Here is an 11565-nt window from a genome sequence, read left to right on the forward strand (position 1 = left end):
CCACGAAAGAAGTCGTCCGGATCAGCTCACGTCGGTGAACTTCATGATGAAGCCGGGCGTGTCCAAGCTCCCTCGCAAAGTCAGGCTGTTCTCCCGAATACAGTTCGCGTCGTCATCGGGGAACTTCCCTGAGAAGGTGACGATCTGGTCTTCCTTCAGTTTGAGCACCTTGTCGAAAAGCGGGTCTGTGGGTTCGATGAGCGTCTCGTCCATGACATCCGAGAAACTGTTGTTCCATGTCTTAACCATGACATCCGGAGCAATCTCGATCTCGAGAACGCCCTTGCCATCCCCGTTCGCGTCCAAACTGACAACCTTGCCCGACCACTTGGCCGCAGACCGTTTGGGAACGGCCTTGCAGATGGCTGCTGTCCGGGTTCGCAAAGCGGCACCGCGCGCGAGATCGTTGTCCGCACTCTCGGAGGCAGCCTGCGCCTGAATCACTGCGGCGACGACGGCGCGCTGCGCTGCAGGCTGCTGCCCAAACTCACCGACTGGCTCCTTCGCCGGGGCCGGCGCCGCTACCGGAGGGGCGGAAGTTGCCGGAACCGCGGTGGCCAGCGGGCTGGCGGGTGTTGACGGTGCAGGCGGGACCGATGCAACCGCGGCTGGCGCTGTTGCGTTGGTCTCGACAGCACTCGTCACGTCAGGCTGGTCCTCGCCTCCCCCTAGAGAGTTGACCAGGATCACGAAGGCGAAGATTCCGCCCGGAATCAGGAAACGCTTCTTCTTGAACCAAGGCCGTGGGTCTCCCGCTGAAGGCGACTGAGCGGCGACCCCGCCTGCATATGCCTGGGCTGAATGTGGCGACTCTGAAGAAAAGGGCTGCGATGCCGCTGGCTGTTGGGGCTGGTTCATCGGCGCGGTCGATGCCGGCGAGCCGGGCGCGAAGTGCTCGGTCCACGCTTCGCCGTCCCAATAGCGTTGGCGACCGTCGGTCTGGGGGTACCAGCCTGCTGGCGTGCTGCTCATGAACGTTTCCTTTACACGGATCATTTTCGGGTGGCGAAGGGCAGCGAAAAGCAGCGCCAATAGGCCTCTGCCATCCCGTCCTTGCGCCGGCTGCCCTCTGCTGGACTCAGCCCCTCCCCTGCAAGGCAGAGCATAGGGCCTCGGTGCAATTTCCGCTGGCCGTTCGTGCTTTACTCGACCAATTGCCGCCAGCGGCTGCACGAACGGATGTGCGGGGCGTGATTTCGCACCCTGTGGGCGGGAGGGATGTCCGTGCGGGCGTCCACCACCGCCCTAGATTTTCGACGACCCTCGCCCTAAATATCTTCCGCTCAGGACTGGTGTGGTCGGGCTGGATTCGGGTACTTCACGAGTCGACGTGGGTGGGTGCGTACAGGGGCGCTGCCACCCACGTCGCTCGTCTCGTCAGGATCCGGCCGGGTCTCGTCTCGCAGCCGCGCGTATCCGTACGTGTCCGTAGCCACTTGACCTGTTCTGAGACCCCGTCAAGGGTGGACCTCCGCCGCTTTCCCACCCTCATGAGCACGACGCCTCTTCGGTGGTGGTCCGCTCCCGAGTCGCCGTGGGCGAGAACGGCGCCGGATCGCCACCGGGCGCGGACGAGTTCCGCGACCTGCGCCGGCAGATGCCGGGGTCCTAGCTGCCCGTGCTCAGGTCCAGGCCACCGATCGATCCGCACGTCAGCACAGACGTAGGGCACCGCGAAGGTGAGCCTCGGGACGAGCCGGAGGAGCGCACCATCGTGGCGCCGCCGACGACCCGATCGGGATTGCCAGCCGACAGGCGGAGGCGGCCAATGAGCGCACTTCCTCACCTCGGGGGTGCATCATGCGCCGTGTCCTGTGCTTCATCGGCTTCCACCACTGGGAGCACCACATCAACCCGGAGAAGGGGGGCCCCGACAACGGGTGGGACATCTGCAAGCACTGCGGCCACGGGAAGCCGTCCTTCGTCTTCGAGAACGGCGTCCCGTCCTTCAAAGGAGACGGTGGCCGGGACGCCTGAGTTCCGCTCGCCGTTCCGCTCGCCGAGCAGACCGAGGTGGTTGCGCTCAGTGAGCGCAACCACCTCAGCAGCCCGGGCCCCGTCAGCGCCGGAAGTGCGCCCCCAGGCGCTCCCCGCTCGCCACGGCCGCCCGGTCGGAGGCCTTGCCCGACCCGTTGACCGAGCTGGTCGACATCGCGTAGAGCAGGATCGCGTGGGCCGCCGCGTTGGACATCTCCTCGAGCGCCTGCGTGTTGACGTTGGTGATGACACCGTTGTACTCGAGCGCGCCGCCGTACGCCGCGTTCAGCGCGGCATACAGACCCGCATCGGCACCGTCAGCCACGGGTGTGAAGCTGTCACACGCCTGGTGGTAGCAGGGGTCGTACGACACCGGCTCACCCGCATACGTCGCAAGTCCGCCGTAGTCGGCCACCTGGTCCGCGGTCTTGGCGTCCTCGGCGCCGGTGAACAACCCACCGGCCGGGATGCCCGCCGTGATGAACGCGTCGTAGTCGGACCGACCGTCGAAGGCCGTCGGCTCGGACGCCAGGCCGGCAGAGGCGAAGTAGTCGGAGAAGACGTCCTCGATCGATCCGCTCCCGCTCGGGCCCTTGGTGCCGAACGCCGAGCCGTCCCCGTCGTAGACGAAGCGCGCGTAGTTCGGTGAGCCGATCATGTCGAAGTTGAGGTAGAGCTCGATGTCCCTCTGCTCCTTCGCGCTGAGGCTGTCGACGTAGTACTGCGACCCGACCAGGCCCGCCTCCTCGGCACCCCACCACGCGAAGCGGACGCTGTTGCGCACGTCCTCGTCGGCGAGCTGGAGCGCGATCTCGAGCAGGGTGGCCGACCCGGTGCCGTTGTCCTCGATGCCCGGTCCTGCGCTCACCGAGTCGAGGTGCGCGCCGGCCATGATGACCCGGTCGTCCCGCCCCGTGGGCGTCTGCGCGATGAGGTTGGTCGTCGGGACACCCAACTCGATGAGGGTGTCCGTCTTGAGGCGCACCGTGACCGGGCCGGCGTCGAGGAGGGAGGCCAGCTCGTTGCCGATCTCGAAGGACGTGCCGATCACCGGCAGGTCGTCCGAGAACGTGTCACCCAGCGTGGCGCTCAAGGTCTCCGTCCGACCCTCCTGGCCCTCGTTGAAGATGATGACGCCGACCGCGCCGGCGTCGAAGGCGTTCGCTGCCTTGACCGAGAAGTCACAAGTCCCCCGTTGCACGAGGGCGACGTTGCCCGAGGTGAAGCCGTCGAAGTCCGATGCCTCACAGCCACTGGTCGACGTGCTGGCCTGCGCACCCGGCGGGAGGACGAGGTCGACCGCCTCGAGGGGCGCGGTGACGTCACCACTGCCGGAGTACTCCGCGGTGAAGAAGTCCTCGCCGGGCACATAGGTGACGGCGTTCGGCGACACCTGCTGGAACACCGGGTCGGACAGCTCCTCGAACGAGTTGAACAGGAAGTTCTGTCGGGTCACCTCGTAGCCCGCCGCGAGGAGCAGCTCCTCGACGTAGTCGATCGACTGGTCGTACCCGGGCGTCCCGCTGGCGCGCGTGTTCCCGTTGTTGTCCGCGATCTTCTGCAGCTCCGCGAGGTGGTCCATGATCGCGTCCGCGGTCACCGCCTCCTGGAGCTCGCTGGTGTCAGTGGGGACGCTGGCGTTCGCCGGCCCCATCGCTGCCACGACCGCACTCGTCACCGCCACGGCCACCAGAGCAGCCCTTGACCTTCTCGGCATCGTTGCCTCCCTTGTCAGCATGCGCGTCGAACCCCCGTGGATGTTCGGCTGGCCCGTCCCGCCATGCTCTGACACCGACGAGGAATGTCAACGGCCCGATCGGACTAGGCGTCCGGGCCGCGTTGTCGCACAGCCGATGCGTATGCCGTTTGCGCGCCTTCATCCGGCAGCGTTCACCGCCGTGGCCATGGCCAGTGCGATGCGTCGCGCCTTCTCGTCGGTGGTCCCGAGCGTCTCGGTGGACACGACGACGTGAGTGTCCATTCGGGCCAACACCAGCCTCTTGCCTACGGACAGCGGCTGTCCGGTGGCGACCCACAAGGCCGTGGCCTGTTGGAAGTTGCTGTCGAGGCTTGCGCCAAAGACGACGCGCCGCTGGTTCACAGAGGTCACGAACTTGGACTCGTACGACCGGTGCTCCGTCTTCGTGAGGAGCGACACCAATGTGGTCTTCGGATCATCCAGCCGCGTCCCCCATGAACAGCCTTGATTGGCCGCCACGGGTTGGACGGTGCGGCCCAGGATTTTCGTCACCTGGGCCGCCGTCAGACCCGCGCACCTGCTCACCGGCATAGCGACTGCCGGGGTGGCGGTCGCACGTCGCTTCGGTGTTGGCGCGGGTGTCGGTTTCGCGGACGATCGCGGGACGGCAGCAGGCGACGACGACGCGGACGACGTGATGGACGGCGCACCACCGTCGCCGGTCGAGGCAGCGTCGGCGATCCCGCCCAGCACAAACCCGGGAAGCACCTTCACGACGAGGGCAACAGAACCCACCATGAACGCCACCGCTATGAGGGCGCGGAGCGCTCGACCGAAGGCTCCCCGGCGCTTGGGAAGTCGGGGCGGAGGCGGCCTCAACGGCGACTGAGGACCACGTTCTCGGTGAGGCTTGGTGGCGGCCGCCGCGGTTCCCATCGCCGCCAGGAGGTACGGGTCCGTCGTCGTGGACGGAAAGCTCGTCATCAGGGTGACCGCGCGCCGCTCGACGGTCTCGCGCTCCAGGACGCTCGGTTGTGTTCGAAGCCAGTCCGAGAGTGCAGACACCGGGATGACCCACACGCCACGGATGAGCTGCGGTTCGCCGAAGTCCGCCGCAGCGCGACCGGCGAGACAGATGACCGGAGTGACCGGCATACCGGCTTCTGCAGCCATGTACGCCGCCATGCCGTGCACCTTCGCGACCTCGTGATGCTTGCTCACGCTCTGGCGTGCGTCACGCGATCCCGTGTGCTGGTAGAGGTTGCCCTCCCACGAGGTGATCGCACCACGCCAGTTCTTGGCATCCACGAGGAACACTCCCCCGGGTCCGACCACCACGTGGTCAAGGTTGACCGGGGACCGACCGGGCGAGAGGAGCCGGTCATGAAGGACCGTCCAGGCCTCAGGCAGGACTGCCAGTGCCTCAGCCACTCGTTGTTCGCCTTCTGCGCCAGCAGCCCAAGCGCCAGCCGAGGCATCACCCAGCGCCGCGAGCTCCTCGGCCTTGCGATCCGCACTTCCCCCACCGACAGCCATCAGTGCCCGACTCCCGCTCCAGCCTCGGTGACATCAACGATGGGGTGAGCGTAGAAGTTGTTCACACATCGCGCTCAGCAATCGGCGAATCTCCACGACAAGGAGCGCGCGCCGTGCACACTGCGTGACCTACGGCCGGGCGCCCGGGGCAATACCCAGGCGCTTGGCTACTTCGTCTCCGCCCATCTCGCGGATCACGTCTGGATCGCCCACGACCACGAGCTTGTCCGTGGCTCGCGAGAGGCCGACGTAGATCCGCTCCTTGGACCGCTCCCCGGGCCGCTTGTCGTTGACACACAGGACCACGACCTTGCGTTCGAGCCCCTTGCATCCGAGGACATGCCCGTAGAACACGGAGTCTCGGTCCCAGAAGGTGTCCCAGTACCCGTCCTGACCCAACAACTCTTGCAGGTTCACCTGCTCCTCATGACGGGCACCCGTCGTCAACAGGCAGATGTCCTCGGGTCGCCAGCCCTCGTCGAGCAGCAGGTCGATCTGGTCGCTTGCGACATCGGCAGCGTCCTTCGACGCGGCCGGGATGTAGGTGACCTCAGGCCCGTCGCCGCCACGGGCGAACATCCGGGTCGGTGTCAGCGAGCCAAACGTCTCAGCGATCTGGCGAGTGTTGCGGAGGTGAGCGTGGAAATCCGCAGACCAAGTTCTGCCGACGATGCGCTCGGTTCCCGCCGGGCGCATCGCTTTGTTCGCCTACTGCTTCTTCTCTTCAGTTGTCGAACGTCCTTCGCCCCGGACCCCCCATGAGGGGCCCGGGGCGACGGCTTTGTCGTTGTTATCGCTCCGAGAAGTGATAACGATAAGAACTGTCACTCACGCAACTGCGTGACACTCCGCGCAACTCGTCATCAGCTGCAGCCGCTGGTGCTTCCGCAGCCTTCGCAGACGTAGCACGACCCAGCCGGGCGCATCTTCGTCCCGCAGGTCATGCACATCGGCGCATCCGCCGACACACCCTGGAACTTCTCGAGCAGCTCCGCCGACGAGTGCACGTCACCGGAGATCTCGCGAGCCGAGGCCGCACCGGCACCGGACTTCACCTCGCTGGCGTGGTCCACCGCGTCCGCTGCCGCCGGCGACTCACCCTTGGGGGCAGCCTCCGCCGTCTTCTTCGGCGAGCTCGCACCGACGCCCTGGGAGAAGGACTCGATCTCGTCCTCGAGCGCCTCGGTGTCCTCGTCATCGACCGTCGACGGGGCGTACGAGCCGGTCTCGAGCTGGCGCTGACGCTCCTCCGCGGTGTGGATGCCCATGAACGAGCGGGTCTCGAAGTCCATGTGGTCCAGCGCCAGGCGACGGAACACGTAGTCGACGAGCGACTGGCCCATGCGGATGTCCGGGTCGTCGGTCATGCCGGCCGGCTCGAAGCGCATGTTGGAGTACTTCTCGACGAACGTCTCGAGCGGCACGCCGTACTGCAGGCCGACCGACACCGCGATCGAGAACGCGTCCATGACACCGGCCAGGGTCGAGCCCTGCTTGCCGAACTTGAGGAAGACCTCGCCGAGGCGACCGTCCTCGTAGGTGCCGGCGGTGAGGTAGCCCTCGGCGCCACCGATCGCGAACGACGTCGTCTGCGACGAACGGCGCTTCGGCAGACGCTCACGCGTCGGGCGGTAGACGACCTTCTCGACGACCTTGGTCTCGACCGAGCCGGCGGCGAGAGCCGCGGCGTCGGCAGCGACACCGGCTGCCTTGTCGGCCGCCGCGTCCTTGGCGGTGGAGCCGCCGTCGGAGAGCGGCTGGCCGACCTTGCAGTTGTCGCGGTAGACGGCGAGCGCCTTGAGGCCGAACTTCCAGCCCTGGACGTAGACGTCCTCGATCTCCTCGACCGTGGCGGTCTCCGGCAGGTTGACCGTCTTGGAGATGGCGCCGGAGAGGAACGGCTGAGTGGCCGCCATCATCCGGACGTGGCCCATCGGGGAGATGGAGCGCGCACCCATGGCGGTGTCGAAGATCTCGTAGTGCTCGGTCTTGAGGCCGGGCGCGTCGATGACGTGGCCCTTGTCGGCGATGTACTCGACGATCGCCTCCACCGTCTCCTCGGTGTAGCCGAGCTTGCGCAGGGCACGCGGGATGGTGAGGTTGACGATCTGCATCGAGCCGCCACCGACGAGCTTCTTGAACTTCACCAGCGAGAAGTCCGGCTCGATGCCGGTGGTGTCGCAGTCCATCATGAAGCCGATGGTCCCGGTCGGCGCGAGCACCGAGGCCTGGGCGTTGCGGTAGCCGTTCTTCTCCCCCAGCTTGACGACGGCGTCCCACGCCTTCGTCGCGGCGCGGTGGATGTCCTTGTCCATCGTGTGCTGAGTGCGGATGGTGTCGTTCGCCGCGGCGTGCTTGCGCATGACCCGCTTGTGCGCGTCCGCGTTCCGGGCGTACCCGGCATACGCACCGACGACACCGGCGATCTCGGCGGACCGCTTGTACGCGGCACCGGTGAGCAGCGACGTGATCGACGCGGCGAGCGCGCGGCCACCGTCGGAGTCGTAGCCGTGGCCGGTCGCCATGAGCAGCGCGCCGAGGTTGGCGTAGCCGATGCCGAGCTGGCGGTAGTCACGGGTGGTCTTGGCGATCGGCTCGGTCGGGAAGTCCGCGAAGCAGATCGAGATGTCCATGGCCGTGATGACGAGCTCGGTGACCTTCTGGAAGGTCTCGACGTCGAAGGTGTCGTCGTCGCGCAGGAACTTCAGCAGGTTGAGCGAGGCGAGGTTGCACGAGGAGTTGTCGAGCGACATGTACTCGGAGCACGGGTTGGACGCGGTGATCCGGCCCGTCTCCGGGTTGGTGTGCCAGTCGTTGATCGTGTCGTCGTACTGGATGCCCGGGTCGGCGCACTCCCACGCGGCCTTGGCGATCTTGCCCATGAGCTCGCGGGCGTCGACCGTCTCGATGACCGAGCCGTCCTGGCGCGAGGTGAGACCGAACTCGGTGCCCTCCTCGACGGCGCGCATGAACGCGTCGTTGACGCGGACCGAGTTGTTGGCGTTCTGGTACTGGACGGAGACGATGTCCTTGCCGCCGAGGTCCATGTCGAAGCCGGCGTCACGCAGCGCGCGGATCTTGTCCTCCTCGCGCGCCTTGGTCTCGACGAACTCGACGATGTCCGGGTGGTCGACGTCGAGGACGACCATCTTGGCTGCACGACGGGTCGCGCCACCGGACTTGATCGTGCCCGCGGACGCGTCGGCGCCACGCATGAACGACACCGGGCCCGAGGCTGTGCCACCGGAGGAGAGGAGCTCCTTGGAGGAGCGGATGCGCGACAGGTTGAGACCCGCGCCCGAGCCGCCCTTGAAGATGAATCCCTCCTCCTTGTACCAGTTGAGGATGGAGTCCATCGAGTCGTCGACCGAGAGGATGAAGCAGGCGGAGACCTGCTGCGGGGACTTGGTGCCGACGTTGAACCAGACCGGGGAGTTGAAGCTGAAGACCTGGTGCAGCAACGCGTAGGTCAGCTCGTGCTCGAAGAGCTCGGCGTCCTGCGGGGAGCTGAAGTAGCCGTGCTCCTTGCCTGCCTTGACGTAGGTGAGGACGACGCGGTCGATGAGCTGCTTGAGCCCGGTCTCGCGCGCCTCGGTGCCGACGGCGCCACGGAAGTACTTCGTCGTGACGATCGTGGAGGCGTTGACGCTCCAGAAGTCGGGGAACTCGACGCCGCGCTGCTCGAAGATCGTCGCGCCGGTCTTCCAGTTCTGCTGGACGACGTCGCGCTTCTCCCAGGTCACCTCGTCGTAGGGGTGCACGCCAGGAGTGGTGAAGATGCGCTCGACCGTCACCCCCGTCGATCCCTTCGTCGGGTTCTTGCGGGCCCCTGCACGTGCGCCGGCGGTCTCCGTCATTGCTGCTCCCTCTCCCTGCCCGACTCCGTCGGGCGATGTCCTCATGACCTGTCTATCGCGCACCACTGACAGTGGTGCGGTACTGCTTTTCGTGCGTATGCCGGTCAGCGTGGACCGGCGGACGCGTCCCCTGCCGCGCCGGCCGGGCTGCCGAACGGCTGCCGGTCCGGCTCCTCCCCCGTCGCCTCGCGCTCGACGCGGAGCAGGGTGATCGCCTGCTCGAAGTCCTCGAGGCTGTCGAACGCCTGGTAGACGCTCGCGAACCGGAGGTAAGCGACCTCGTCCAGCGCCCGCAGCGGCTCGAGGACGGCGAGGCCGACCTCGTGGGCGTCGATCTCGGCCTGCCCGGCCCCCCGGATCGACTCCTCGACCTGGTGGGCGAGGAGGGCGAGCTGGTCCTCGGTGACCGGTCGGCCCTGACAGGCCTTGCGGACGCCGACGAGCACCTTGGCCCGGCTGAACGGCTCGGTCACCCCGGAACGCTTGACCACCGACAGCGCGGCGGACTCGAGGGTCGTGAAGCGCTTGCCGCACTCGGGGCACTGACGGCGGCGGCGGATGCTGGTGCCGTCGTCGGTGGCCCGCGAGTCCATGACCCGGGAGTCGGAGTGGCGGCAGAACGGGCAGTGCACAACCGGCTCCTTTCGGGGGCCTGGCAGCGCCTGCCTGGGGACGACGCTGGGGACGGGCTGGGGACAACGTGTGGAGAACCCCGTTGCGCCTGTGAACCATATGTGGATGAACTACATCGGTGTAACCACTAGATGTAGTAGTCAGTATGCGCTGCTGTGACCTGCGCCGCAAGCCCTGTCGACGCGTCCCGCGTGTCTCGGCGTGTCGCCGCGCCGTTGCGCCTCCCGATGCGCCCCGACAGCCGTAGCCACCCGCTGCGCTGCCCCTCGCGCCGCCCGCTGCCACCGCGACCAGAGCGCGACCGGGCCGCGACCGACGGTCGGGAGGGTCGGCGCACCAGCTTCCACCCCACCAGCTCAGGAGACCGCCATGCACACCGTCCGCACCCCACTTCGCGCCCTCGCCGCCACGACCCTCGCCGTAGGCATCGCCCTCGGCGCCTCCCCCGCCCGGGCGGCCGGCCCGACCCACAGCGTCGAGAGCCTCGACTTCACCCTCGCCGCCCACGGCCCCATGACGCAGGCCTGCGGCTTCCCCGTGAGCCTGCACGTCTACGGCTCGTTCAACCTCGTCACGTGGACCGACGCCGAGGGCAACCCCACCAAGGAGATCCGCAACTTCCGCTTCCGCAGCGACATCAGTGCCAACGGCGTCACCCTCCACGGCCTCGCCATGGGCCCGGAGACCGCGACGTTCCACCCGGACGGTTCCTTCACCGTCGAGGCGCACGGCATCGTCAACCGGCGCGTCAAGGGCATGGGCACGGTCACCCTCTTCTCCGGTCTCACGATCACGGACATCGACGGTGAGACCGAGGTCGAGCTCTTCCGGAGCGGCCCCGACGACGAGGACGTCAGCGAGCTCTGCGCGGCCTTCACCGACTAGGCATTCCGGACCGGTCAGACGCCGTCAAACCGAGGACAGGTGGAACGGTGCGCCCCTATCGTCAGCACGTGGACTACTCCGTCCTGGGCCCGCTGCGGGTGAGCAACGGGCAGGGACTCATCGAGATCCGTGGGGTCAAGGAGCGCACCCTCCTCGCCCACCTCGTCAGCGCCGGCGGCCGCCTCGTCCAGAGCAGCGAGCTCATCGACTCGCTCTGGCAGGACGACCCGCCGGCGAGCGCCGGCAAGTCGCTCCAGACGTTCGTCCTCCGCCTGCGCAACGCGCTCGAGCCCGACCGCCGGGGCACCCCGCAGGTCCTCGTCACCGAGGGCCCCGGCTACCGCCTCGCACTCGACCCCGGCACCGTCGACGCCGAGCGCTTCACCCGCCTCGTCACCGTCGGCCGGCGGGCCCTCGAGGACGGTCGGCCGGAGAGCGCAGGCTCGACGCTCGGTGAGGCGCTCTCGATGTGGCGCGGGCCGGCATACGCCGGGTTCGACCACGCCCGGTTCGCGCAGGCGGAGGCGCGACGGCTCGAGGAGCTGCGCCTCACCGCGACCGAGGACCTGCTGGCGGCCGAGATCGCCCTCGGTCGGGCGGCCAAGGCGGTCCCCGAGCTGGAACGGCTCGTCGGCACCCACCCGCTGCGTGAGCGGCTGTGGGAGATGCTCATGCTCGCGCTCTACCGGGAGGGGCGGCAGGGCGACGCGCTGAGCACGTACGAACGAGCGCGCAGCCACCTCGCCGACGAGCTCGGTGTCGACCCCGGAGCCGGCCTGCGCGTCCTGCACGAGCGGGTCCTCGCGCACGACCCCGCCCTGCGCCTCGCCTCCGCCCGGGTGCGGCTGCCGCCCGAGCTGAGCGGACCACGGCCCCGCACCGTCGGCCGCGAGCGCGAGCTGGAACGGCTGCGACAGGCCTGGGAGGCGGCGGTGCGAGGTGTCGCGACCACGGTCCTCGTCCGTGGGCCGGTGGGCG

Annotated in this window: 9 protein-coding genes; 3 read left to right on the forward strand and 6 right to left on the reverse strand. The window is 67.8% G+C overall.

From position 1 onward, the window contains the following. Positions 1-21 precede the first annotated feature (21 nt). Positions 22-972: a DUF2510 domain-containing protein gene (locus N801_RS20160; RefSeq protein WP_169744221.1), complete on the reverse strand. Its 951-nt coding sequence runs from the start codon at positions 970-972 to the stop codon at positions 22-24. 828 nt (positions 973-1800) lie between these two features. Here N801_RS20160 and N801_RS20655 point away from each other — a divergent pair. Next, positions 1801-1977 (forward strand): hypothetical protein, encoded by a 177-nt coding sequence (locus N801_RS20655; RefSeq protein ID WP_156996576.1) that lies wholly within the window; start codon positions 1801-1803, stop codon positions 1975-1977. An 82-nt stretch (positions 1978-2059) separates the two neighbouring features. Here the strand turns inward: N801_RS20655 and N801_RS06905 are convergent, their stop codons facing one another. From N801_RS06905 to nrdR, 5 genes are all read right to left on the reverse strand, one after another. Next, the gene (locus tag N801_RS06905) at positions 2060-3694 is read right to left on the reverse strand and encodes a M28 family peptidase (protein WP_052112709.1); all 1635 of its coding nucleotides are present in this window, start codon (positions 3692-3694) and stop codon (positions 2060-2062) included. Positions 3695-3853: 159 nt separating this feature from the next. Further along, entirely contained in the window at positions 3854-5212 is a 1359-nt protein-coding gene (locus tag N801_RS21350) for a nuclease-related domain-containing protein (RefSeq protein WP_084108431.1), read from the reverse strand. A gap of 129 nt (positions 5213-5341) precedes the next feature. Further along, positions 5342-5908 (reverse strand): P-loop NTPase family protein, encoded by a 567-nt coding sequence (locus tag N801_RS06920; RefSeq protein ID WP_035935338.1) that lies wholly within the window; start codon positions 5906-5908, stop codon positions 5342-5344. Positions 5909-6075: 167 nt separating this feature from the next. Further along, positions 6076-9069 (reverse strand): vitamin B12-dependent ribonucleotide reductase, encoded by a 2994-nt coding sequence (locus tag N801_RS06925; RefSeq protein WP_035935341.1) that lies wholly within the window; start codon positions 9067-9069, stop codon positions 6076-6078. A 104-nt stretch (positions 9070-9173) separates the two neighbouring features. Then, complete coding sequence (gene nrdR, locus N801_RS06930) at positions 9174-9701, reverse strand: transcriptional regulator NrdR (RefSeq protein ID WP_052112710.1); 528 nt, start codon at positions 9699-9701, stop codon at positions 9174-9176. Positions 9702-10071: 370 nt separating this feature from the next. Here nrdR and N801_RS06935 point away from each other — a divergent pair, with 370 nt between their 5' ends. Both N801_RS06935 and N801_RS06940 read left to right on the forward strand, forming a co-directional pair. Next, a complete protein-coding gene (locus N801_RS06935) occupies positions 10072-10587 on the forward strand; it encodes a hypothetical protein (RefSeq protein WP_035935344.1) in 516 nt (171 codons plus the stop codon). A gap of 68 nt (positions 10588-10655) precedes the next feature. Continuing rightward, a partial coding sequence (locus N801_RS06940; RefSeq protein WP_035935346.1) for an AfsR/SARP family transcriptional regulator occupies positions 10656-11565 on the forward strand: 910 nt, incomplete at its 3' end.

This window comes from Knoellia aerolata DSM 18566 (assembly GCF_000768695.1).
GTDB lineage: Bacteria > Actinomycetota > Actinomycetes > Actinomycetales > Dermatophilaceae > Knoellia > Knoellia aerolata.

Excerpts from the sequence above, each read along its gene's own strand:
- N801_RS20160 (WP_169744221.1), bottom strand. The coding sequence starts at position 972 with ATGAGCAGCACGCCAGCAGGCTGGTACCCCCAGACCGACGGTCGCCAA.
- N801_RS20655 (WP_156996576.1), top strand. The coding sequence starts at position 1,801 with ATGCGCCGTGTCCTGTGCTTCATCGGCTTCCACCACTGGGAGCACCAC.
- N801_RS06905 (WP_052112709.1), bottom strand. The coding sequence starts at position 3,694 with ATGCCGAGAAGGTCAAGGGCTGCTCTGGTGGCCGTGGCGGTGACGAGT.
- N801_RS21350 (WP_084108431.1), bottom strand. The coding sequence starts at position 5,212 with ATGGCTGTCGGTGGGGGAAGTGCGGATCGCAAGGCCGAGGAGCTCGCG.
- N801_RS06920 (WP_035935338.1), bottom strand. The coding sequence starts at position 5,908 with ATGCGCCCGGCGGGAACCGAGCGCATCGTCGGCAGAACTTGGTCTGCG.
- N801_RS06925 (WP_035935341.1), bottom strand. The coding sequence starts at position 9,069 with ATGACGGAGACCGCCGGCGCACGTGCAGGGGCCCGCAAGAACCCGACG.
- N801_RS06935 (WP_035935344.1), top strand. The coding sequence starts at position 10,072 with ATGCACACCGTCCGCACCCCACTTCGCGCCCTCGCCGCCACGACCCTC.